Genomic DNA, 22,210 nt, shown 5'->3' with positions numbered 1-22,210 from the left:
TCCCATGCCCAAGCGTACAGACATCAAGAGCATCCTGATCCTCGGAGCCGGTCCCATCGTCATCGGCCAGGCCTGCGAATTCGACTACTCCGGCGCCCAGGCCTGCAAGGCCCTGAAGGAAGAAGGCTTCCGCGTCATCCTGGTGAACTCCAACCCGGCCACCATCATGACCGACCCGGCCATGGCCGACGCCACCTACATCGAGCCGATCAAGTGGGCCACCGTGGCCAAGATCATCGAGAAGGAGCGTCCCGACGCCCTGCTGCCGACCATGGGCGGCCAGACCGCGCTGAACTGCGCCCTGGACCTCGAGCGCCACGGCGTGCTGGAGAAGTTCGGCGTGGAAATGATCGGCGCCAACGCCGACACCATCGACAAGGCCGAAGACCGTTCGCGCTTCGACAAGGCCATGAAGGACATCGGCCTGGCCTGCCCGCGCTCGGGCATTGCCCACAGCATGGAAGAAGCCTACGGCGTGCTGGAGCAGGTCGGTTTCCCCTGCATCATCCGTCCGTCCTTCACCATGGGCGGCACCGGCGGCGGCATCGCCTACAACCGTGAAGAGTTCGAGGAAATCTGCGCCCGCGGCCTCGACCTGTCGCCGACCAGCGAGCTGCTGATCGACGAATCGCTGATCGGCTGGAAGGAATACGAGATGGAGGTTGTCCGCGACAAGAAGGACAACTGCATCATCGTCTGCGCCATCGAGAACTTCGACCCGATGGGCGTGCACACCGGCGACTCGATCACCGTCGCGCCGGCGCAGACCCTGACCGACAAGGAATACCAGATCATGCGCAACGCCTCCCTGGCGGTGCTGCGTGAGATCGGCGTGGAAACCGGCGGCTCCAACGTGCAGTTCGGCATCTGCCCGGACACCGGCCGCATGGTCGTGATCGAGATGAACCCGCGCGTGTCGCGTTCCTCCGCCCTGGCCTCCAAGGCCACCGGCTTCCCGATCGCCAAGATCGCTGCCAAGCTGGCCGTCGGCTACACCCTCGACGAGCTGCAGAACGACATCACCGGCGGCCGCACCCCGGCGTCCTTCGAGCCGGCGATCGACTACGTCGTCACCAAGATCCCGCGTTTCGCCTTCGAGAAATTCCCCAAGGCCGACGCCCGCCTGACCACCCAGATGAAATCCGTGGGTGAAGTCATGGCCATCGGCCGTACCTTCCAGGAGTCGGTGCAGAAAGCCCTGCGCGGCCTGGAAGTCGGCGTCGCCGGTTTCGATCCGAAGCTCGACCTGAACGACCCGGAAGCCGAAGGCACCCTGCGTCGCGAGCTGACCGTGCCGGGCGCCGAGCGTATCTGGTACGTGGCCGACGCCTTCCGCGCCGGCAAGAGCGTCGAGGAAGTCTTCAACCTGACCAAGATCGACGAATGGTTCCTGGTGCAGATCGAGGATCTGATCAAGGAAGAGGAGAAGGTCCAGACCCTCGGCCTCTCCGGCATCGACGCCGACCTGATGCGCAAGCTCAAGCGCAAGGGCTTCTCCGACTCGCGCCTGGCCAAGCTGCTTGGCGTCACCGAGAAGAACCTGCGCAGCCACCGTCACAAGCTGAAGGTGCTGCCGGTGTACAAGCGCGTGGACACCTGCGCCGCCGAGTTCGCCACCGATACCGCCTACATGTACTCGACCTACGAGGAAGAGTGCGAGGCCAACCCGTCCGGCCGCGACAAGATCATGATCCTCGGCGGCGGTCCGAACCGCATCGGTCAGGGCATCGAGTTCGACTACTGCTGCGTACACGCCGCGCTGGCGATGCGCGAAGACGGCTACGAGACCATCATGGTCAACTGCAACCCGGAGACCGTCTCCACTGACTACGACACTTCCGACCGCCTGTACTTCGAGCCGGTGACCCTGGAAGACGTGCTGGAGATCGTCCGCGTCGAGCAGCCCAAGGGCGTGATCGTCCAGTACGGCGGCCAGACCCCGCTGAAACTCTGCCGCGCCCTGGAAGAAGCCGGCGTGCCGATCATCGGCACCAGCCCGGACGCCATCGACCGCGCCGAAGACCGCGAGCGCTTCCAGCAGATGGTCCAGCGCCTGAACCTGCGCCAGCCGGCCAACGCCACCGCGCGCAGCGAAGACGAAGCCCTGGCCCTGTCGAAGAGCATCGGCTACCCGATGGTCGTGCGCCCGTCCTACGTACTGGGCGGCCGCGCGATGGAAATCGTCTACCAGGAAGAAGAGCTCAAGCGCTACATGCGCGAAGCGGTGAAGGTTTCCAACGACAGCCCGGTGCTGCTGGACCGCTTCCTGAACTGCGCCATCGAAGTGGATATCGATGCTGTCTGCGACGGCGAGACCGTGGTGATCGGCGCGATCATGCAGCACATCGAACAGGCTGGCGTGCACTCCGGTGACTCCGCCTGCTCGCTGCCGCCGTACTCGCTGCCCAAGCACATCCAGGACGAGATCCGCGAGCAGGTCAAGAAAATGGCCCTGGAGCTCGGCGTGGTCGGCCTGATGAACGTGCAGATGGCCGTGCAGGGCGAGGACATCTACGTCATCGAAGTGAACCCGCGCGCCTCGCGTACCGTGCCGTTCGTTTCCAAGTGCATCGGCGAGTCGCTGGCCAAGGTCGCGGCGCGCGTCATGGCCGGCCGCACCCTGGCCGAAGTCGGCTTCACCGAAGAGGTGATCCCGCCGTTCTTCAGCGTCAAGGAAGCGGTGTTCCCGTTCGCCAAGTTCCCGGGCGTCGACCCGATCCTTGGCCCGGAAATGAAATCCACCGGCGAAGTCATGGGTGTCGGCGACAGCTTCGGCGAAGCCTTCGCCAAGGCCCAGCTGGGCGCCAGCGAAATCCTGCCGAACGCCGGTTGCGCCTTCATCAGCGTCCGCGAGGACGACAAGCCGCAAGCCGTGCAGGTCGCCCGTGACCTGGTCGCGCTGGGCTTCGAAGTGGTCGCCACCGCCGGTACCGCCAAGGTGATCGAGGAAGCCGGCCTGCCGGTGCGCCGCGTGAACAAGGTGACCGAAGGCCGTCCGCACGTGGTCGACATGATCAAGAATGACGAAGTCACCCTGATCATCAACACCACCGAGGGGCGTCAGTCGATCGCCGACTCCTACTCCATCCGTCGCAACGCTCTGCAGCACAAGATCTACTGCACCACCACCATCGCGGCGGGGCAGGCGATCTGCGAGGCGCTCAAGTTCGGTCCCGAGAAGACCGTGCGCCGCCTGCAGGATCTGCATGCAGGAATCAACGCATGAGCAAATTCCCGATGACCGTCCAGGGCGCTCGCGCCCTGGAAGAAGAACTGAAGCACCTGAAGACGGTTCTGCGCCCGCAGATCACCCAGGCGATCGCTGAGGCGCGCGAGCTGGGTGACCTCAAGGAGAACGCCGAGTATCACGCGGCCCGTGAACAGCAGGGCATGTCCGAGGCGCGTATCCGCGACATCGAGGCCAAGCTGTCCAACGCGCAGATCATCGACGTGACCACCATCCCGCACACCGGGAAGGTGATCTTCGGCACCACCGTGGACATCGCCAACGTCGAGACCGACGAGACCGTGACCTACCAGATCGTCGGCGACGACGAAGCCGACATCAAGCGCAGCAAGATCTCCGTCAACTCGCCGATCGCCCGCGCGCTGATCGGCAAGACCGAAGGCGATGCGGTGCTGGTGCGGACCCCGGGTGGCGACGTCGAGTACGAGATCGTTGAAGTCCGCCACGCCTGATCCGCGTCCACTGAAAGCCGCCGCAGCCAGCTGGTTGCTGGCCCAGACATTCTGGGTCGGCGGCCTCTGGCTGCTGCGTTTCGTGGTTCTGCCGGCGCTCGACAAGGTCGGCCTGGCACCGCTGCTGGTGCAGTCGGTGGCCGACGCCCTGACGCCGCTGCTGGTCGGCTTCGCCGGCTTCTGCGCGCTGCTCCAGGCGCTGGTGCTGGTGAGCGCCCAGGGCTTCGCCAGCCTCTGGCGCGAGATGCGCGGGCAACTGCTGCTGACGGTGCTGGTGATGGTCGCCAGCTACCTGCTGGTCGATCGGCTGCTGCCGGAGGCCCAGCGCTGGCTGATGTTCAATTACGTGGTGCTGGCCCTGTGCGGCGTGCTGCTGGTGCTGCAGCCGGTGCCGGGCCGCGACGCGGCGCGCTGAGCGCCGGGCGGGAAAAGCCGGCCGGGCGCGCCTTGGCGCCCGGTCCGTCCTACACTGTCACAGGCCGCTGAAACGGGCGACGTTGGACAGGTTGCGGTTCGGCTTGGCGTTGCGACGGTAGACCAGGGCCATCTTGCCGATGGTCTGGATCAGTTCGCAGCTGCCGTTCCGGCACAGCTCGTCGATCAGCGCGCGACGGTCCTCGCGCTCGGTGATGCGGAACTGCACCTTGATCAGTTCGTGATCGTTGAGCGCACGCTCCAGCTCGGCCATGACACCTTCCGTAAGACCGTTCTCTGCGACGATCAATACGGGTTTCAGGTGGTGACCGATAGATTTGAACTGTTTCTTCTGCTCCTGAGAGAGCGCCATAATCAGACCCCTGGTAAAAAAGGCGGATATTCTACCCGAATTACGGTTTAACCGGGTGCCGCTCAGACGAGGTAATACGTGGCCCGTTCCAAGACTAGCCATCGCTGGCTGAAAGAACATTTCGACGACCCTTACGTGAAGATGGCACAGCGCGACGGTTACCGCTCGCGCGCCAGCTACAAGCTCCTGGAGATTCAGGAGAAGGATCGCATCCTGCGCCCGGGCATGACCGTGGTCGACCTCGGCGCCGCGCCGGGCGGCTGGTCGCAGGTCACCAGCCGGGTGATCGGCGACAAGGGCACCCTGATCGCCTCGGACATCCTGCCGATGGACAGCATCCCCGACGTCACCTTCATCCAGGGCGACTTCACCGAGGACGCGGTCTTCGCCCAGTTGCTCGAGGCCATCGGAGAAAATCCGGTAGACCTTGTGATTTCCGATATGGCCCCCAATATGAGTGGACTGCCCGCCGTGGACATGCCGCGCGCGATGTTCCTCTGCGAGCTGGCGCTGGACCTGTGCACCCGGGTACTGCGACCGGGCGGCGACTTCCTGATCAAGATCTTCCAGGGCGAGGGTTTCGATACCTACCTGAAGAGCGTGCGGGAAGGGTTCGACAAGGTGCAGATGCGCAAGCCGCTGTCGTCCCGCGACCGTTCCCGCGAGCAATATCTGCTCGCACGGGGCTTCCGCGGGGCCTAGACTGCGACGAATGGGCCGTAGCTCCGTCCACTGCACGCAAGTAGGGCTTGTGCCGGCTCGTGCCGGGGTTCATAAAGGGTTACAGACGCCTCCTACGCCGCTAGGGGATGTGTAGTAATTTGGCCGGAAGGAGTCTGGCCGTCGTGTGAAGCGGTTTCCAGGGCGGAGCCGGCTTCAGAGGGTAGTCAATTGAACGACATGGCAAAGAACCTGATCCTGTGGTTGATCATCGCGGCGGTCCTGGTCACCGTGATGAACAACTTCTCCAGCCCGAGCGAGCCGCAGACGCTCAACTACTCGGACTTCATCCAGCAGGTGAAGGAAGGCAAGGTCGAGCGGGTTACCGTCGACGGCTACGTGATCACCGGCAAGCGTCAGGATGGGGACAGCTTCAAGACCATTCGCCCGGCGATCCAGGACAACGGCCTGATCGGTGACCTGGTCAACAACAACGTGGTCGTCGAAGGCAAGCAGCCCGAGCAGCAGAGCATCTGGACCCAGCTGCTGGTGGCGAGCTTCCCGATCCTCGTGATCATCGCCGTGTTCATGTTCTTCATGCGCCAGATGCAGGGCGGCGGCGGTGGCCGCGGCGGCCCGATGAGCTTCGGCAAGAGCAAGGCGCGCCTGCTCTCCGAGGACCAGGTGAAGACCACCTTCGCCGACGTCGCCGGTTGCGACGAGGCCAAGGAAGAGGTCAGCGAACTGGTCGAATTCCTCCGCGACCCCGGCAAGTTCCAGCGCCTGGGCGGTCGCATCCCGCGCGGCGTGCTGATGGTCGGCCCGCCCGGTACCGGCAAGACCCTGCTGGCCAAGGCCATCGCGGGTGAGGCCAAGGTGCCGTTCTTCACCATCTCCGGTTCCGACTTCGTCGAGATGTTCGTCGGCGTGGGTGCGTCCCGCGTGCGCGACATGTTCGACCAGGCCAAGAAACACGCGCCCTGCATCATTTTCATCGACGAGATCGACGCCGTCGGCCGCCATCGTGGCGCCGGCCTGGGCGGCGGTCACGACGAGCGCGAGCAGACCCTCAACCAGTTGCTGGTGGAGATGGACGGCTTCGAGATGAACGATGGCATCATCGTCATCGCCGCGACCAACCGTCCGGATGTGCTCGACCCGGCGCTGCTGCGCCCGGGCCGCTTCGACCGCCAGGTGGTGGTCGGCCTGCCGGACATCCGTGGCCGCGAGCAGATCCTCAAGGTGCACATGCGCAAGGTCCCGCTCGGCGACAACGTCGACGCCGCGGTGATCGCCCGCGGCACGCCGGGCTTCTCCGGTGCCGACCTGGCCAACCTGGTCAACGAGGCCTCGCTGTTCGCCGCTCGCGCCAACAAGCGCATCGTCGACATGCGTGAGTTCGAGCTGGCCAAGGACAAGATCATGATGGGCGCCGAGCGCAAGACCATGGTCATGTCCGAGAAGGAGAAGAAGAACACCGCCTTCCACGAGGCCGGCCACGCCATCGTCGGCCGCCTGGTGCCGGAGCACGACCCGGTCTACAAGGTTTCCATCATCCCGCGTGGCCGCGCCCTGGGCGTGACCATGTTCCTCCCCGAGGAGGATCGCTACAGCCTGTCCAAGCGCGCCCTGGAAAGCCAGATCTGCTCGCTGTTCGGCGGGCGCATCGCGGAAGAGATGACCCTGGGCTTCGAGGGCGTCACCACCGGCGCTTCCAACGACATCATGCGTGCCACCCAGCTGGCGCGGAACATGGTCACCAAGTGGGGCCTGTCGGAGAAACTCGGCCCGCTGATGTACGCCGAAGAAGAGGGCGAGGTGTTCCTCGGCCGCAGCGCCGGCAGCCAGCACGCCAACGTTTCCGGCGAGACCGCCAAGCTGATCGACCAGGAAGTCCGGCGCATCATCGACGATTGCTACGGCACGGCCAAACGCCTGCTGGAAGAGAATCGCGACAAGCTGGACATGATGGCCGACGCGCTGATGAAGTACGAAACCATCGACGCCGACCAGATCGACGACATCATGTCCGGCCGCGAACCGCGCGAGCCGCGTGACTGGCAGGGCGGCGGCTCCGGTTCCACCGGCACCCCCAGCGCCAGCCGCGATGACGGCGGGCGCAAGGAAAACCCCATCGGCGGGCCGGCCGGCGAGCACTGAGATCACTCAATGAGTTTCGAGCTGTACCCGACCCGGTTGCCTTGCGGCAACCGGGTTCTTGATTTAAAGCGCACCCATGTCATGGGGATCCTCAACGTTACCCCGGACTCCTTCTCCGACGGTGGGCGTTTCAACCAGCAGGACCAGGCGCTGCGCCACGCTGCGCGGATGGTCGAGGCTGGCGCGACGCTGATCGACGTGGGTGGCGAGTCCACCCGGCCCGGCGCTCGCCTGGTAACGCCGACCGAGGAGCTCGAGCGGGTTGCCCCGGTGGTCGAGGCCATCGCTCGCGAGCTGGACGTGGTGATCTCCGTGGACACCTCGACGCCCGCGGTGATGCGCGAAACGGCGCGCCTGGGCGCCGGCCTGATCAACGACGTGCGCTCGCTGCAGCGCGACGGCGCCCTGGACGCGGCGGTGGATAGCGGGCTGGCGGTGTGCCTGATGCACATGCGTGGCGAGCCGAGCAACATGCAGGACGACCCGCAGTACCCGGACATCCTCGCCGAGGTGCGTGACTTCCTCGTCGAGCGCATGGCGGTCTGCGAGGCGGCGGGCATTCCCCGCGAGCGCCTGGTGCTCGACCCGGGCTTCGGCTTCGCCAAGACCCAGGCGCACAACCTGGTGCTGTTCCAGCGCATGGAGCGGCTGCTTGAACTCGGCTGCCCGCTGCTGGTCGGAGTGTCGCGCAAGAGCATGATCGGTCGCGCCCTGGGGCGCGAAGTGGGCGAACGCCTGTACGGCAGCCTGGCGCTGGCGGCGCTGGCGGTGACCAAGGGTGCGCGCATCATTCGCGTGCACGATGTCGCCGAGACGGCGGACGTGGTCCGCATGATCGATGCCGTGGAACAAGCCAAAGAAGAAGGATAGAGAGCATGAGCAGGAAATATTTCGGTACCGACGGCATTCGTGGCCGGGTTGGTACGCCGCCGATCACCCCTGACTTCGTGCTCAAGCTGGGTTGGGCCGTGGGCATGGCTTTCCGTCAGCAGGGCAAGTGCCGCGTGCTAGTCGGCAAGGATACGCGGATTTCCGGCTACATGTTCGAGTCGGCCCTGGAGGCTGGCCTGTCCGCCGCCGGCGCCGACGTGATGCTGCTGGGCCCGATGCCCACGCCGGGCATCGCCTACCTGACCCGCACCTTCCACGCCGAAGCCGGTATCGTCATCAGTGCCTCGCACAACCCGCACGACGACAACGGCATTAAGTTCTTCTCCGGTCAGGGCACCAAGCTGCCCGATGACGTCGAACTGATGATCGAAGAGCTGATCGATACACCGATGACGGTGGTCGACTCGGCGCGCCTGGGCAAGGTGTCGCGGATCAACGACGCCGCCGGGCGCTACATCGAATTCTGCAAGAGCAGCGTGCCGAGCAGCACCGACTTCGCCGGCCTGCGCCTGGTGATCGACTGCGCCCATGGCGCCACCTACAAGGTTGCGCCCAGCGTGTTCCGTGAGCTGGGCGCGCAGGTGTCGGTCATCGGCGTGCAGCCCAACGGCCTGAACATCAACGACAACTGCGGTTCCACCCATGTGGCGGCGCTGCAGGCGGCGGTGATCGACGAGCATGCGGACATGGGCATCGCCTTCGATGGCGACGGCGACCGGGTGATGATGGTCGACCATACCGGGGCCGTGGTGGATGGCGACGAGATCCTCTACCTCATCGCCCGCGACATGCAGGAACGCAATCGCCTGCAGGGCGGGGTGGTGGGCACCCTGATGAGCAACCTGGGCCTGGAGCTGGCCCTGGGCGAGCTGCAGATTCCCTTCACCCGCGCCAAGGTCGGCGACCGTTACGTGATGGCCGAGATGCTCGATCGCGGCTGGCAGCTGGGTGGCGAGAACTCCGGGCACGTGGTCTGCGCCCAGCACACCACCACCGGCGATGCGATCATCGCCGCGCTGCAGGTGCTGATGGCGCTCAAGAGTCGTGGCCAGACCCTGGCCGAAGCGCGCCAGGGCATCCGCAAGTTCCCGCAGATCCTGATCAATGTGCGCTACCAGCGCGGCGACGTGGACCCCATCGAGCACCCGGCGGTCAAGGAAGCCTGCGCGCGGGTCACCGAGAGCATGGCCGGCCGCGGTCGCGTGCTGCTGCGCAAGTCGGGGACCGAGCCGCTGGTGCGGGTGATGGTCGAAGGCGACGAGGAAACCCGGGTGCGCGCCTACGCCGAACAGCTGGCGAAGGTCGTAACCGAGGTATGTGCTTGATTTCTCTTGTCAGTCTGATTTCTGTCGAGTAACATCTGCGCCCACTTTGCTCAGCGAGGTACAGCATGCGTCGACCCTTAGTGGCCGGGAACTGGAAAATGCACGGTACCCGCTCCAGTGTTGCGGAGCTGATCAAAGGCCTGCGACAACTGGCTCTGCCAACAGGTGTCGACGTGGCGGTTCTGCCGCCCTGTCTGTACATCAACCAGGTCCTGCAAGGGCTGGATGGCAAGTCGGTTGCGGTTGGTGCGCAGAACTGCGCAGTCGAGCCGATGCAAGGTGCCCTCACGGGTGAAGTTGCTGCGAGCCAGCTGGCCGATGCCGGTTGCTCCCTGGTTCTGGTAGGGCACTCCGAGCGCCGCCAGATCCTCGGTGAAAGCGATGGTGTCATCAGTCGCAAGTTCGCAGCGGCGCAGTCCTGTGGTCTGATTCCGGTGCTGTGCGTGGGCGAGAGCCGCGAGCAGCGCGAAGCCGGCAAGACCCTGGAAGTCGTGGGGCGTCAGCTGGGTTCGGTAATAGAAGATTTGGGCGTTGGGGCTTTTTCCCGCGCCGTTGTGGCTTACGAGCCCGTGTGGGCAATCGGGACGGGGCTGACCGCCTCGCCTGAGCAAGCCCAGGAAGTACATGCGGCCATCCGTGCGCAATTGGCGGCAGAAAATGCCGAGGTCGCCCGCGGGGTTCGCCTGCTTTATGGCGGTAGCGTCAAGGCGGCGAATGCGGTCGAGCTGTTCGGCATGCCGGACATCGATGGGGGCCTGATTGGTGGCGCCTCCCTGAATGCGGATGAGTTCGGTGCGATCTGTCGCGCCGCGGGAAGCTAAAAGATGCTGGAAACAGTTGTGATCGTGATTCACCTGCTGATGGCGCTGGGTCTGGTTGTACTGGTCCTGCTGCAGCATGGTAAAGGTGCGGATGCTGGTGCCTCCTTCGGCTCCGGCGCTTCGGGTACCGTTTTCGGTAGCCAGGGCTCCGCAACCTTCCTTAGTCGTTTTACTGCTGTACTGGCTGCAATTTTTTTCATTACTAGCTTGGGTTTAGCGTATTTCGCTAAAGAAAAAGCTGATATGATACGTCACATCGGACTTCCTGATCCGGCAGTGATGGAGCAGAAGCAGGAGAAGGCCCCGGCAACCTCAGATGTGCCGGCGACCCAAGGGCAGCAACAAGCCCCGGCGGCTGGTAACGGTGACGTTCCGGCAGCTCCTGAGCAGAAGTAAGAGGCAAGAGTTTTTGCCGAGGTGGTGGAATTGGTAGACACGCTACCTTGAGGTGGTAGTGGCCATAGGCTGTAGGGGTTCGAGTCCCCTCCTCGGTACCATATACGAAGCCCCGCATGCGGGGCTTTCGTTTCCGGTGCATCGGTTGACCTGATTAGGGTGTAACCGTATAATTTTGCACCAGCTTTGACGCGGGATGGAGCAGTCTGGTAGCTCGTCGGGCTCATAACCCGAAGGTCGTTGGTTCAAATCCAGCTCCCGCAACCAGTTATGGCAGAGCCCCTTTTCAGGGGCTTTTTGCTAGCTGGACAGTCCGCGCCGCCGATCCAGGGCGGCCCTTTAGGGATGGGCGTTTCGCCCATTTTTCGTTTCTACGGCATACGCGAGGCGATCAGGTGTCGAGCAAGCTAGAACAGTTGCAGGCCTTGCTGGCCCCTGTAGTAGAGGCGCTCGGCTACGAGTGCTGGGGCCTCGAGTTCCTGTCCCAGGGACGTCATTCCCTGCTGCGAGTGTATATCGACAAGGCCGAGGGCATCCTGATCGAGGATTGCGAAGCGGTCAGTCGTCAGGTCAGTGGCGTACTCGATGTCGAGGACCCGATCAGTGGCGAGTACACCCTGGAGGTTTCCTCCCCGGGTATGGATCGCCCGCTGTTCACCCTCGAACAGTTCGCCCGCTACGTTGGCGAGCAAGTGAAGATCAAGCTGCGCGTGCCTTTCGAACGGCGCCGCAACTTCCAGGGCATCCTCCGCGCAGTGGAGGAGCAGGACGTGGTGGTTCTGGTGGATGACCACGAGTACCTGCTGCCGATCGATTCGATCGATAAGGCCAACATCATTCCCCGATTTGAGTGAGCCGCCAACCAAGCGGATTCCAATGGATTGAAAGGCGAGGCGTACGATGAGCAAAGAAGTACTGCTGGTTGTTGAGTCGGTATCCAACGAGAAGGGCGTACCGCCCGGCGTGATTTTCGAAGCGCTGGAACTGGCACTGGCGACCGCCACCAAGAAGCGTTTCGAGGACGAGGTCGACCTGCGCGTGCAGATCAACCGCGCCAACGGCAACTACGACACCTTCCGTCGCTGGACCGTGGTCGAGGACGAAGACTACTCCAACCCGGCTGCCGAACTGACCGTCGACGACGTAGCGGAAAGCCACCCGGGCACCAAGGCCGGCGACGTCATCGAAGAGAAGATCGAGTCCATCGAGTTCGGCCGCATCGCCGCTCAGACCGCCAAGCAGGTCATCGTGCAGAAGGTCCGCGAGGCCGAGCGCGCCCAGGTGGTCGACGCCTACCGTGAGAAGGTCGGCGAGATCATCTCCGGTACCGTCAAGAAGGTCACCCGCGACAACGTCATCGTCGACCTCGGCAACAACGCCGAAGCGCTGCTGGCCCGCGACCAGATCATCCCGCGCGAAACCTTCCGCGTCGGCACCCGCGTGCGTGCCCTGCTCAAGGAAATCCGCAGCGAGAACCGTGGTCCGCAACTGGTCCTGTCGCGCACCGCGCCGGAAATGCTGATCGAGCTGTTCCGCATCGAAGTGCCGGAAATCGCCGAGCAACTGATCGATGTCATGGCCGCCGCTCGTGACCCGGGTTCGCGCGCCAAGATCGCGGTACGCTCCAAGGACAAACGCATCGACCCGCAGGGCGCCTGCATCGGCATGCGCGGTTCGCGCGTCCAGGCCGTATCCGGCGAACTGGGCGGCGAGCGTGTGGACATCGTCCTGTGGGACGACAACCCCGCGCAGTTCGTCATCAACGCCATGGCTCCGGCCGAAGTGGCGGCGATCATCGTCGACGAAGATACCCACACCATGGATATCGCCGTCGCCGAGGACAACCTGGCCCAGGCCATCGGCCGTAGCGGCCAGAACGTTCGCCTGGCCAGCCAGCTGACCGGCTGGACGCTGAACGTGATGACCGAGGCCGACATCCAGGCCAAGCAGCAGGCCGAGACCGGCGACATCCTGCAGCGCTTCGTCGACGAGCTCGATGTCGATGAAGAGCTGGCGCAGGTTCTGGTCGAGGAAGGCTTCACCACCCTGGAAGAAATCGCCTACGTACCGATGGAAGAGATGCTCAGCATCGACGGTTTTGACGAAGACATCGTCAACGAGCTGCGTTCGCGCGCCAAGGACCGCCTGCTGACCAAAGCCATCGCGACCGAGGAAAAACTTGCCGACGCTCAACCGGCCGAAGACCTGCTCAGCCTCGATGGCATGACCAAAGAGCTGGCCTTGGACCTGGTACTGCGTGGCGTAACCACCCGTGAAGATCTTGCCGAGCAGTCTATCGACGACCTGCTCGACATCGACGGCATGGACGAAGAGCGTGCCGGCAAGTTGATCATGGCCGCCCGGGCCCATTGGTTCGAGTAAGCATTCGCGGCCTGAGGAGAGAAATGCATGACGCAAGTCACGGTGAAAGAACTGGCCAAAACGGTCGATACGCCAGTCGAGCGCCTGCTGCAGCAGATGCGCGAGGCGGGCCTGCCGCACAGCAGTGCGGAGCAGGTAGTGACCGATAACGAAAAGCAGGCTCTGCTGGCGCACCTGAAGGGTAGCCATGGCGATCGCCTGGAAGAACCGCGCAAGATCACCCTGCAGCGTAAGACCACCTCCACCATCCGCGTGGCTGGCAGCAAGACGGTGAGCGTCGAGGTTCGCAAGAAGAAAACCTACGTCAAGCGCAGCCCCGACGAGATCGAGGCCGAGCGCCAGCGCGAGCTGGAAGAGCAGCGCGCCGCCGAAGAGGCCGTACGCCTGAAGGCCGAGGAAGAGGCCCGTCAGAAGGCCGAAGCCGAAGCCCGTCGCCAGGCCGAAGACGCCGCGCGCCGCCAGGCCGAGAGCGCCCCGTCCCAGGGCGAGTCGGCGCCTGTCGCCGCCGAAGCTCCGGCGCCGGTCGCCGCGACCGTGGCCCCGGCCGCCGCTCCGGCGACCCCGGCTGGCGTCGAGCGCAAGAAGGAAGAAGAGCGTCGTGCGCCCAAGCGCAGCGACGAGGACGATCGTCGTGACCGCAAGCATGCCCAGCATCGCCCGTCGGTCAAGGAAAAGGAAAAGACCACCGCGCCGCGCGTGGTGCGTTCCGGTGGCGACGACGAGGATGGCTACGGCCGTCGTGGCGGTGGCCGCGGCAAGACCAAGCTGAAGAAGCGCAACCAGCACGGGTTCCAGAGCCCGACAGGACCCATCGTGCGTGAAGTGAGCATTGGCGAGACCATCACCGTGGCCGAACTGGCCCAGCAGATGGCGGTGAAAGGCGCCGACGTGGTCAAGTTCATGTTCAAGATGGGCAGCCCGGTGACCATCAACCAGGTGCTCGATCAAGAGACCGCCCAACTGGTCGCCGAGGAATTCGGCCACAAGGTCAAGCTGGTCAGCGAGAACGCCCTGGAAGAGCAACTGGCCGAGTCGCTGAAGTTCGAAGGCGAGGCGGTATCCCGCGCGCCGGTCGTGACCGTTATGGGCCACGTCGACCACGGCAAGACCTCGCTGCTCGACTACATCCGTCGTGCCAAGGTGGCGGCTGGCGAAGCCGGCGGCATCACCCAGCACATCGGCGCCTACCACGTGGAAACCGACCGCGGCATGGTCACCTTCCTCGACACCCCCGGCCACGCCGCGTTCACCGCGATGCGTGCCCGTGGCGCCCAGGCGACCGACATCGTCATCCTGGTGGTGGCGGCGGACGACGGCGTGATGCCGCAGACCCAGGAAGCCGTGCAGCACGCGAAAGCGGCTGGCGTGCCGATCGTGGTCGCGGTGAACAAGATGGACAAGCCGGACGCCAACCCGGACAACATCAAGAACGGCCTCGCCGCGCTGGATGTGATCCCGGAAGAGTGGGGCGGCGACGCTCCCTACGTACCGGTTTCGGCGAAAATGGGTACCGGCGTCGACGAACTGCTCGAAGCTGTACTGCTGCAGGCCGAACTGCTGGAACTCAAAGCCACTCCGTCGGCCCCGGGCCGTGGCGTGGTGGTCGAATCGCGCCTGGACAAGGGCCGTGGCCCGGTAGCCACCGTGCTGGTCCAGGACGGCACCCTGCGTCAGGGCGACATGGTCCTGGTCGGCGTCAACTACGGCCGCGTCCGTGCGATGCTCGACGAGAACGGCAAGCCGATCAAGGAAGCCGGCCCGTCCATCCCGGTCGAGATCCTCGGCCTGGACGGCACCCCGGATTCCGGTGACGAGATGACCGTGGTCGCCGACGAGAAGAAGGCCCGCGAAGTCGCGCTGTTCCGCCAGGGCAAGTTCCGCGAGGTCAAGCTGGCTCGCCAGCAGGCCGGCAAGCTCGAGAACATCTTCGAGAACATGGGCCAGGACGAGAAGAAGACCCTCAACATCGTGCTCAAGGCCGACGTTCGTGGTTCTCTCGAGGCCCTGCAAGGTTCGCTCACCGGCCTGGGCAACGAAGAAGTCCAGGTTCGCGTGGTCGGCGGCGGCGTCGGTGGCATCACCGAGTCCGACGCCAACCTGGCGCTGGCCTCCAACGCGGTGCTGTTCGGCTTCAACGTCCGTGCCGACGCCGGTGCGCGCAAGATCGTCGAGGCCGAAGGCCTGGACATGCGTTACTACAACGTGATCTACGACATCATCGAAGACGTCAAGAAAGCCCTGACCGGCATGCTCGGCAGCGATGTCCGCGAGAACATCCTGGGTATCGCCGAAGTGCGTGACGTGTTCCGTTCGCCGAAGTTCGGCGCGGTCGCCGGCTGCATGGTCACCGAGGGTCTGGTGCACCGCAACCGTCCGATCCGCGTACTGCGCGACGACGTGGTGATCTTCGAGGGCGAGCTGGAATCGCTGCGCCGCTTCAAGGACGACGTCTCCGAAGTCCGTGCCGGCATGGAATGCGGTATCGGCGTGAAGAGTTACAACGACGTTCGCGTCGGCGACAAGATCGAAGTATTCGAGAAGGTCGAAGTCGCTCGTACCCTGTAAGGGCAGACGAGCGTGAACGCAGCGCCCGGGTCAGCCTTGCTGATCCGGGCGTTTGCCGCTTATTCGTCCGGTGGCCGTGGCTCACCGGAAGCAGGTTAGGAAAATGGCAAAAGAGTACAGCCGTACCCAGCGTATCGGCGATCAGATGCAACGCGAACTGGCGCTGCTGATCCAGCGCGAGGTCAAGGATCCGCGCCTGGGCCTGGTGACCATCACCGGCGTCGACGTCGCGCGCGACCTGTCCCACGCCAAGGTGTTCGTCACCGTGATGGGCCAGGACGACAACGCCGAGGTGATCAAGCAGAACACCTCGATCCTCAACGACGCCGCGGGCTTCCTGCGCATGCTGCTGGGCAAGGCGATGAAGCTGCGCACCGTGCCCCAGCTGCATTTCAGCTATGACGCCAGCATCCGTCGCGGCGCCGAGCTGTCGGCGCTGATCGAACGCGCGGTGGCGGAAGATCGTCGCCACGGTGGCGGCGGTTCCGAGGAGTAACGCGTGGCCCAGGTGAAGCGTATCCGCCGAGCGGTCAATGGTGTGCTGGTGCTCGACAAGCCGCGCGGCATGAGTTCCAACCAGGCCCTGCAGAAAGTGCGCTGGCTGCTCAACGCCGAGAAGGCCGGGCACACCGGCAGCCTCGACCCCCTGGCCACCGGCGTGCTGCCGCTGTGCTTCGGCGAGGCGACCAAGTTCTCCCAGTACCTGCTGGACGCCGACAAGGGCTACGAGACCGTGGCCCAGCTGGGCGTCACCACCACCACCGGCGACGCCGAGGGTGAGGTCGTCGAGGAGCGCCAGGTGACCGTCGGTCGGGAGGCCCTGGAGGCCGTGCTGCCGCGCTTCCGTGGCGAGATAGAGCAGGTGCCGCCGATGTATTCGGCACTGAAGAAGGATGGCCAGCCTTTGTACAAGCTGGCCCGCGCGGGAGAGGTAGTGGAGCGCGAGGCGCGTTCTGTTACTATTGCGCGCCTGGAACTGCTGGCCTTCGAGGCGCCCTGCGCCACCATGGCCGTTTCCTGCAGCAAGGGCACCTATATCCGCACGCTGGTCGAGGACATCGGCCGTGAGCTGGGGTGTGGCGCCCACGTCGCGGCATTGCGCCGGACCCAGGCCGGGCCCTTCGGGCTGGCCCAGGCGGTGACACTGGAGGAGCTCGAGCAGGCCCACGCCGAGGGTGGCAACGAAGCCCTCGACCGCTTCCTGCTGCCGGTGGACGCCGGCCTGGAGCACTGGCCGCTGCTGCAGCTGTCCGAGCACAGCGCCTACTACTGGTTGCACGGGCAACCGGTGCGCGCACCCGAGGCGCCGAAATTCGGCATGATGCGGGTGCAAGATCACGAAGGTCGTTTCATCGGTATCGGTGAAATGACCGACGACGGGCGCATAGCGCCGCGTCGACTGATTCGGTCGTAAGGCCGGAAACCCGAGGGTGGCTGTCAACAGGCACGGTCACACCTCCTTTATGAACACAGGGAATAGTCCCTGGCCTGTTACCTCAGAGGAAAGCCCATCATGGCACTGAGCGTCCAAGAGAAAGCCCAGATCGTTAACGAGTACAAGCAAGCTGAAGGCGACACCGGTTCTCCGGAAGTGCAGGTTGCACTGCTGTCCGCCAACATCAACAAGCTGCAGGACCACTTCAAGGCCAACGGCAAAGATCACCACTCCCGTCGTGGTCTGATCCGCATGGTCAACCAGCGCCGCAAGCTGCTGGACTACCTGAAGAACAAGGACACCGCTCGTTACAGCACCCTGATCGGTCGCCTGGGCCTGCGTCGCTAAGACGGCAAGCCTGAAGTGGGAAGCTGGGAGTCGGGAGTTGATGGACGGTGCGAACCGCCCATCGACTTCGGGCTCCCGGCTTCTCGCTTTTTAGGGAATCGCATCGGGTCCGACTCCCGGCATTTCCACAATTTCCCCCAAGGCAACTAAAGCGAAGGTAAAGACACCGTGAACCCGGTAACCAAGAAATTCCAGTTCGGTCAATCGACCGTAACCCTCGAGACCGGCCGCATCGCCCGCCAGGCCACCGGCGCCGTTCTGGTCACCATGGACGACGTCACCGTGCTGGTCACCGTCGTCGGTGCCAAGCAGGCCGACCCGAACAAGGGCTTCTTCCCGCTGTCCGTGCACTACCAGGAAAAGACCTACGCAGCCGGCCGCATCCCCGGTGGTTTCTTCAAGCGTGAAGGCCGTCCTTCCGAGAAAGAGACCCTGACCTCGCGCCTGATCGACCGTCCGATCCGTCCGCTGTTCCCCGAAGGTTTCATGAACGAAGTGCAGGTCGTCTGCACCGTCGTTTCGACCAACAAGAAGTCCGATCCGGACATCGCCGCCATGATCGGCACCTCCGCCGCCCTGGCGATCTCCGGCATTCCGTTCGCCGGCCCGATCGGCGCCGCCCGTGTCGGCTTCCACCCGGAAATCGGCTACATCCTCAACCCCACCTACGAGCAACTGCAGAGCTCCAGCCTCGACATGGTCGTGGCCGGTACCTCCGACGCCGTACTGATGGTTGAATCCGAAGCCGACGAGCTGACCGAAGACCAGATGCTGGGCGCCGTGCTGTTCGCCCACGAAGAATTCCAGTCGGTCATCCGCGCCGTCGCCGAGCTGGCTACCGAAGCCGGCAAGCCGACCTGGAACTGGAGCGCTCCGGTCGAGAACTCCGCCCTGGTCAACGCCATCAAGGCCGAGTTCGGTGCTGCCATCTCCGAAGCCTACACCGTCACCGTCAAACAGGACCGCTACGCGGCCCTGGACGCCCTGCGCGAGGAAATCGTCGCCAAGTTCGCCGGTGAAGGCGAAGGCCAGTTCCCGGCCGGCGAAGTCAAGGACGTGTTCGGTCTGCTGGAATACCGCACCGTTCGCGAGAACATCGTCAACGGCAAGCCGCGTATCGACGGTCGCGACACCCGCACCGTGCGCCCGCTGAAAATCGAAGTCGGCGTGCTCGGCAAGACCCACGGCTCGGCCCTGTTCACCCGCGGTGAAACCCAGGCCCTGGTCGTCGCCACCCTCGGCACCGCCCGTGACGCCCAGCTGCTCGATACCCTCGAAGGCGAGCGCAAAGACCCCTTCATGCTGCACTACAACTTCCCCCCGTTCTCGGTGGGCGAGTGCGGCCGCATGGGCAGCCCGGGCCGTCGTGAAATCGGCCACGGCCGTCTGGCACGTCGCAGCGTCGCGGCCATGCTGCCGTCGCAAGAGCAGTTCCCCTACACCATCCGCGTGGTTTCCGAAATCACCGAGTCCAACGGTTCCAGCTCCATGGCTTCCGTGTGCGGCGCCTCCCTGGCGCTGATGGACGCCGGCGTGCCGGTTCGCGCGCCGGTCGCCGGTATCGCCATGGGCCTGGTCAAGGAAGGTGACAAGTTCGCCGTCCTGACCGACATCCTGGGTGACGAAGACCACCTGGGCGACATGGACTTCAAGGTCGCCGGTACCGACAAGGGCGTCACCGCCCTGCAGATGGACATCAAGATCAACGGCATCACCGAAGAGATCATGGAGATCGCCCTGGAGCAGGCTCTGGAAGCGCGCCTGAACATCCTCGGCCAGATGAACCAGGTCATCGCCCAGCCGCGCGCCGAGCTGTCGGAAAACGCCCCGACCATGCTGATGATGAAGATCGATCCGGACAAGATCCGCGACGTCATCGGCAAGGGCGGCGCCACCATCCGCGGCATCTGCGAAGAGACCAAGGCCTCGATCGACATCGAGGACGATGGCAGCGTGAAGATCTACGGCGAAACCAAGGAAGCCGCCGAGGCCGCCAAGCAGCGCGTCCTGGGTATCACCGCGGAAGCTGAGATCGGCAAGATCTACGTCGGCAAGGTCGAGCGCATCGTCGACTTCGGCGCCTTCGTCAACATCCTGCCGGGCAAGGACGGTCTGGTGCACATCTCGCAAATCAGCGACAAGCGCATCGACAAGGTCACCGACGTCCTCAAGGAAGGCGAGGAAGTCAAAGTCCTGGTCCTCGACGTCGACAACCGTGGCCGCATCAAGCTGTCCATCAAGGACGTAGCTGCTGCAGAAGCCTCCGGCGTCTAAGGAACCTGCCCACGATCTGCTGCGCGTCGGCAGAACGGCGTTAAAAACAGGCGAGTGATGCTCATTTAGCTGTCTAAACTGCGCTCCCTCACCTGTTTTTGCCTTGTTCTGCTCTAGCTCGCGAGATCGTGAACAGATTCCAAGCCGTAGCGAAATGAAAGAGGGCCCCTTGCGGGCCCTCTTTTTTTGCCTGGAAAATGGCGGCTAGCCACTACGGAAGGAATCCCCACGGCTCATGGACAAGCATCACTGCCACTACCACCAGGCGCAGCCTGCGACCTGGCATTGCGCGCCCTGCCAGCGCCACTACGGCGACTGCTGCGTGCCGCTCAACGCCGAGGCACCGGAGTACGCGCCGGCCTGCCCGTTGTGCCGCAACGGCTTGCAGTACCTGGGCGCGGCCAACAGCGCGCAGCCGTTCTGGGAGCGCCTGCCGAAGTTCTTTGCCTACGCCCTGCAACCCGGCCCGCTGCTGTTCGCCGCGCTCCTGGCGCTGGCCTGCCTGTTCATGCCGCGCATGCTGATCCTGCAGGTCGCCCTGTTCAGCGTCGCCACCAAATACCTGCACAGCGTGATCGAGGCCGCGAGCCTGGGCGGCAACGAAGCGCCCGGTCTCGGGCAGGCGTTCGCCCTCGACAGTTTCGGCGCCTTCTGGCGGCAACTGGCGGTGTTCGCCGTGGCCGGGGTGGTGCTCTGGCTGGCCACGGACTTCGATAACCCTTCGGTGTTCTGGGTGGCGGTCGTGGCCCTGGTGCTGGTTCTGCCGGCAAGCATCATCCGCCTGGCCCTGGACAAGACCCTCGGTGCCGCGCTCAGCCCGCTGGAAGTCGGCCAGGTGATCGCCGCCATGGGCTGGCGCTACCTGATCCTCTGCGTATTCCTGTTCATGCTCGGGCAGTCGCCGCTGTACCTGGCCGGCCTGCTGGGCCTGGGACTGCCCAAGGTGGTGCTGCTGCCGGTGCTGTTCGGCTTGCTCGGCTACTTCAGCGTGGTCACCAGCGCGATGATGGGCTACGCGGTGTTCCAGTACCAGGGCGCGCTGGGCTACGCGGTGGCCGGCGACGATGCCGCCGAAGGTTTTCCCGAGGCTGAATGGCGCCGTCGTCGCGCGCTGGCCGAGGCCGAGGTGCGGGTCAAGGAAGGGCAGGGCGGCGCGGCGGTGGAAACGCTCAGCGCCGCCTTGCGCCAGGACCCGGCCGACCTGCGCCTGAACGAGCGCTACCACCAGCTGTTGTATGGCCTGAACCTGCGCGAGGACTGCCTGACGCACCTGGCGCGCTACCTGCCGATGGCCAGCGCGCAGAACCCGCAGCTGGCCGCCAACGCCCTGCTCAACGCGCGGCAGTTGCAGGCCGACTACCTGCCGGCCGAACCCGAGGCCTGCGAGCGCATCGCCCAGGTGCTGCTGCAGCGGCACAAGGTCCGTGAGGCCCTGAGCCTGCTGCGTAACCTGCACCAGCGCTTCCCGGACTATCCGCACATCCCCCGCGCCTACCTGCTCGCCGCGCGCGGCTTCGCAGAGGGCCTTGGGCAGATCGAGCCGGCGACCAAGCTGCTGGCCTTCATCCGCCAACGCTATCCGCAGAGCCCGCTGCAGGACGAGGTGGCGAGCCTGGAGCGGGTGCTGCAGAAGATGGCCGCCGCCGGCGGATAAGGCTCATGCAAATTGCACGGCGCGTTGGGCCGCACTGTGCAATTTGCCTGTGGTTCGGCTTTCTCATTTTTGCTTAACTAATTGAAATTTAACTATTTATTCGATATTTAGAAGCTGGCCCGATGCTTGCGATATCCCTTGTGCAACTGCCGCCAGGAATGGCCGCAGTCCTTCGCCAAGTACAGGAGAGATCGCCATGAAACACCGTTTCAGCAAACTGGCCCTTGCCGCTGCCACCGCTACCGCCCTGAGCTTCTCGTTCGCCAATTCGGTGTTCGCGCAACCGACCACCCTGGCGGCGAACGACACCGTGCAGAAGACCGAGGAAGCGGTTTCCGATACCTGGATCACCAGCAAGGTGAAATCCAGCCTGATCGCCAACAAGGACATCAGCGGCACCAGCATCAAGGTGGAAACCAACAAGGGTGTGGTGTCCCTGTCCGGTACGGTCAAGACCGACGCCGAGCGTGAACTGGCGGTGCAGACCGCCAAGGGCATCAAGGGTGTCACCGCGGTCTCCGCCGACGGCCTGAAGGCTGTGGACTGATTCACCTGGGCCCGGCATCGCCGGGCCCACCCGCAGAACAGGAGTACCCCTCATGAATAGCGATGTGATCAAAGGCAAGTGGAAGCAGCTGTCGGGCACCCTCAAGGAGAAGTGGGGCAAGCTGACCGACGACGACGTCCAGGCGGCGGATGGACACGCCGAATACCTGGTCGGCAAGCTGCAGGAGCGTTACGGCTGGACCCGCGAGCGGGCCGAGAAGGAAGTCCGCGAATTCAGCGACCGCCTGTAGCCGCCCCCATTCACGC

General features: G+C 64.4%; 20 protein-coding genes and 2 tRNA genes. 21 read left to right on the top strand and 1 reads right to left on the bottom strand.

What is annotated here, in order from left to right; genetic code table 11:
* Positions 1-4: 4 nt before the first annotated feature.
* Genes carB through P3W75_RS20755 form a run of 3 tightly spaced genes read left to right on the top strand, consistent with a single transcriptional unit; the run spans position 5 to position 4,114 of the window.
* Complete coding sequence (carB, locus tag P3W75_RS20765) at positions 5-3,226, top strand: carbamoyl-phosphate synthase large subunit (RefSeq protein ID WP_276229190.1); 3,222 nt, start codon at positions 5-7, stop codon at positions 3,224-3,226.
* Positions 3,223-3,699, top strand: coding sequence for a transcription elongation factor GreA (gene greA, locus P3W75_RS20760; protein WP_089390228.1), 477 nt, complete (start codon positions 3,223-3,225; stop codon positions 3,697-3,699). The genes carB and greA overlap by 4 nt, the downstream gene beginning before the upstream one ends.
* Positions 3,700-3,709: 10 nt before the next feature.
* The gene (locus P3W75_RS20755; RefSeq protein ID WP_276229209.1) at positions 3,710-4,114 is read left to right on the top strand and encodes a DUF4149 domain-containing protein; all 405 of its coding nucleotides are present in this window, start codon (positions 3,710-3,712) and stop codon (positions 4,112-4,114) included.
* A gap of 57 nt (positions 4,115-4,171) precedes the next feature.
* Here P3W75_RS20755 and yhbY read toward each other — a convergent pair whose 3' ends face one another.
* Positions 4,172-4,486: a ribosome assembly RNA-binding protein YhbY gene (gene yhbY / locus P3W75_RS20750; RefSeq protein WP_276229189.1), complete on the bottom strand. Its 315-nt coding sequence runs from the start codon at positions 4,484-4,486 to the stop codon at positions 4,172-4,174.
* A 78-nt stretch (positions 4,487-4,564) separates the two neighbouring features.
* Here yhbY and rlmE point away from each other — a divergent pair, with 78 nt between their 5' ends.
* The 18 genes from rlmE (at position 4,565) to P3W75_RS20660 (ending at position 22,194) form a co-directional block, all read left to right on the top strand.
* A complete protein-coding gene (gene rlmE / locus P3W75_RS20745) occupies positions 4,565-5,188 on the top strand; it encodes a 23S rRNA (uridine(2552)-2'-O)-methyltransferase RlmE (RefSeq protein ID WP_276229188.1) in 624 nt (207 codons plus the stop codon).
* A 198-nt stretch (positions 5,189-5,386) separates the two neighbouring features.
* Positions 5,387-7,306 carry an ATP-dependent zinc metalloprotease FtsH gene (ftsH, locus tag P3W75_RS20740; protein ID WP_276229208.1) on the top strand — a complete coding sequence of 640 codons (1,920 nt, stop codon included), beginning with the start codon at positions 5,387-5,389 and terminating at the stop codon, positions 7,304-7,306.
* Between the two features lie 9 nt (positions 7,307-7,315).
* Positions 7,316-8,176 (top strand): dihydropteroate synthase, encoded by an 861-nt coding sequence (folP, locus tag P3W75_RS20735; protein ID WP_276229187.1) that lies wholly within the window; start codon positions 7,316-7,318, stop codon positions 8,174-8,176.
* 5 nt (positions 8,177-8,181) lie between these two features.
* Positions 8,182-9,522, top strand: a complete 1,341-nt coding sequence (glmM, locus tag P3W75_RS20730) for a phosphoglucosamine mutase (protein WP_276229186.1) — start codon at positions 8,182-8,184, stop codon at positions 9,520-9,522.
* Positions 9,523-9,587: 65 nt separating this feature from the next.
* Entirely contained in the window at positions 9,588-10,343 is a 756-nt protein-coding gene (gene tpiA, locus P3W75_RS20725) for a triose-phosphate isomerase (protein ID WP_276229185.1), read from the top strand.
* A gap of 3 nt (positions 10,344-10,346) precedes the next feature.
* Positions 10,347-10,739, top strand: a complete 393-nt coding sequence (gene secG / locus P3W75_RS20720) for a preprotein translocase subunit SecG (protein WP_276229184.1) — start codon at positions 10,347-10,349, stop codon at positions 10,737-10,739.
* 15 nt (positions 10,740-10,754) lie between these two features.
* Positions 10,755-10,840: transfer RNA gene (locus P3W75_RS20715), tRNA-Leu, on the top strand.
* Positions 10,841-10,929: 89 nt separating this feature from the next.
* Positions 10,930-11,006 (top strand) — tRNA-Met (locus P3W75_RS20710).
* 128 nt (positions 11,007-11,134) lie between these two features.
* Entirely contained in the window at positions 11,135-11,593 is a 459-nt protein-coding gene (rimP, locus tag P3W75_RS20705) for a ribosome maturation factor RimP (protein WP_276229183.1), read from the top strand.
* Between the two features lie 46 nt (positions 11,594-11,639).
* A complete protein-coding gene (gene nusA, locus P3W75_RS20700) occupies positions 11,640-13,121 on the top strand; it encodes a transcription termination factor NusA (protein ID WP_276229182.1) in 1,482 nt (493 codons plus the stop codon).
* A 27-nt stretch (positions 13,122-13,148) separates the two neighbouring features.
* The gene (gene infB, locus P3W75_RS20695) at positions 13,149-15,686 is read left to right on the top strand and encodes a translation initiation factor IF-2 (protein ID WP_276229181.1); all 2,538 of its coding nucleotides are present in this window, start codon (positions 13,149-13,151) and stop codon (positions 15,684-15,686) included.
* Between the two features lie 103 nt (positions 15,687-15,789).
* Positions 15,790-16,182: a 30S ribosome-binding factor RbfA gene (gene rbfA / locus P3W75_RS20690; RefSeq protein WP_276229180.1), complete on the top strand. Its 393-nt coding sequence runs from the start codon at positions 15,790-15,792 to the stop codon at positions 16,180-16,182.
* A 3-nt stretch (positions 16,183-16,185) separates the two neighbouring features.
* Positions 16,186-17,100, top strand: a complete 915-nt coding sequence (truB, locus tag P3W75_RS20685) for a tRNA pseudouridine(55) synthase TruB (protein WP_276229179.1) — start codon at positions 16,186-16,188, stop codon at positions 17,098-17,100.
* A gap of 99 nt (positions 17,101-17,199) precedes the next feature.
* Complete coding sequence (gene rpsO / locus P3W75_RS20680; RefSeq protein ID WP_276229178.1) at positions 17,200-17,469, top strand: 30S ribosomal protein S15; 270 nt, start codon at positions 17,200-17,202, stop codon at positions 17,467-17,469.
* A gap of 168 nt (positions 17,470-17,637) precedes the next feature.
* Positions 17,638-19,743: a polyribonucleotide nucleotidyltransferase gene (gene pnp, locus P3W75_RS20675; protein ID WP_276229177.1), complete on the top strand. Its 2,106-nt coding sequence runs from the start codon at positions 17,638-17,640 to the stop codon at positions 19,741-19,743.
* 235 nt (positions 19,744-19,978) lie between these two features.
* Positions 19,979-21,397, top strand: a complete 1,419-nt coding sequence (locus P3W75_RS20670; RefSeq protein ID WP_276229176.1) for a hypothetical protein — start codon at positions 19,979-19,981, stop codon at positions 21,395-21,397.
* A gap of 196 nt (positions 21,398-21,593) precedes the next feature.
* A complete protein-coding gene (locus tag P3W75_RS20665) occupies positions 21,594-21,944 on the top strand; it encodes a BON domain-containing protein (protein WP_276229175.1) in 351 nt (116 codons plus the stop codon).
* Between the two features lie 52 nt (positions 21,945-21,996).
* Positions 21,997-22,194, top strand: a complete 198-nt coding sequence (locus P3W75_RS20660; RefSeq protein WP_276229174.1) for a CsbD family protein — start codon at positions 21,997-21,999, stop codon at positions 22,192-22,194.
* The last annotated feature ends 16 nt before the right edge of the window (positions 22,195-22,210 follow it).

It is taken from the genome of Pseudomonas citronellolis, assembly GCF_029335315.1.
Lineage (GTDB): Bacteria > Pseudomonadota > Gammaproteobacteria > Pseudomonadales > Pseudomonadaceae > Pseudomonas > Pseudomonas citronellolis_A.
The sequence above is the reverse complement of the archived record's forward strand: the minus strand, read 5'-3'. Positions and strand labels throughout refer to the sequence as shown.

Excerpts from the sequence above, each read along its gene's own strand:
- carB (WP_276229190.1), top strand. The coding sequence starts at position 5 with ATGCCCAAGCGTACAGACATCAAGAGCATCCTGATCCTCGGAGCCGGT.
- greA (WP_089390228.1), top strand. The coding sequence starts at position 3,223 with ATGAGCAAATTCCCGATGACCGTCCAGGGCGCTCGCGCCCTGGAAGAA.
- yhbY (WP_276229189.1), bottom strand. The coding sequence starts at position 4,486 with ATGGCGCTCTCTCAGGAGCAGAAGAAACAGTTCAAATCTATCGGTCAC.
- ftsH (WP_276229208.1), top strand. The coding sequence starts at position 5,387 with ATGGCAAAGAACCTGATCCTGTGGTTGATCATCGCGGCGGTCCTGGTC.
- folP (WP_276229187.1), top strand. The coding sequence starts at position 7,316 with ATGAGTTTCGAGCTGTACCCGACCCGGTTGCCTTGCGGCAACCGGGTT.
- glmM (WP_276229186.1), top strand. The coding sequence starts at position 8,182 with ATGAGCAGGAAATATTTCGGTACCGACGGCATTCGTGGCCGGGTTGGT.
- tpiA (WP_276229185.1), top strand. The coding sequence starts at position 9,588 with ATGCGTCGACCCTTAGTGGCCGGGAACTGGAAAATGCACGGTACCCGC.
- secG (WP_276229184.1), top strand. The coding sequence starts at position 10,347 with ATGCTGGAAACAGTTGTGATCGTGATTCACCTGCTGATGGCGCTGGGT.
- nusA (WP_276229182.1), top strand. The coding sequence starts at position 11,640 with ATGAGCAAAGAAGTACTGCTGGTTGTTGAGTCGGTATCCAACGAGAAG.
- infB (WP_276229181.1), top strand. The coding sequence starts at position 13,149 with ATGACGCAAGTCACGGTGAAAGAACTGGCCAAAACGGTCGATACGCCA.
- rbfA (WP_276229180.1), top strand. The coding sequence starts at position 15,790 with ATGGCAAAAGAGTACAGCCGTACCCAGCGTATCGGCGATCAGATGCAA.
- rpsO (WP_276229178.1), top strand. The coding sequence starts at position 17,200 with ATGGCACTGAGCGTCCAAGAGAAAGCCCAGATCGTTAACGAGTACAAG.
- P3W75_RS20670 (WP_276229176.1), top strand. The coding sequence starts at position 19,979 with ATGGACAAGCATCACTGCCACTACCACCAGGCGCAGCCTGCGACCTGG.
- P3W75_RS20665 (WP_276229175.1), top strand. The coding sequence starts at position 21,594 with ATGAAACACCGTTTCAGCAAACTGGCCCTTGCCGCTGCCACCGCTACC.
- P3W75_RS20660 (WP_276229174.1), top strand. The coding sequence starts at position 21,997 with ATGAATAGCGATGTGATCAAAGGCAAGTGGAAGCAGCTGTCGGGCACC.